General features: G+C 52.7%; 1 protein-coding gene. It reads right to left on the bottom strand.

What is annotated here, in order from left to right; all coding sequences use genetic code 11:
- On the bottom strand, positions 1 to 330 hold a 330-nt coding region (locus tag AC5WOF_RS19415), incomplete at its 3' end, for a condensation domain-containing protein (RefSeq protein WP_496051591.1).
- Between the last annotated feature and the right edge of the window lie 4 nt (positions 331 to 334).

Below are 334 nucleotides of genomic sequence, written 5' to 3'. Positions count from 1 at the left end.
TTCTTCTCCTGCAACGATGGCTAGGGCATCAGGAGTCGCTGCCGCTACACGGTCAACTTGCTCCACCACAGAGACAAAGGATAATGCCTCTCTTGACCCATTCCACCCCAGTTGTTCCTGCCTTTCTGCTTCGGTAAGCAACGTCGCCTGCGAAATGGATGTCTCCGGCTGATCGATCAGGTGGTGCATCAATTGGTGCAAATGTCCGGCCATCCGAGCGATGGTCTCCTCTTCCCACAAATCTGTATTGTAGGAAAACGTGACGCTCATTCCTTCTTCCAATGGTGCCACATGCAACGTGAGATCAAACTTGGCTGTCGTTTGGGGCAAAGCC

Source organism: Shimazuella sp. NTD250 (assembly GCF_059510375.1).
Note: the sequence above shows the minus strand (reverse complement) of the source record. Positions and strands in the feature narration are given on the sequence as shown.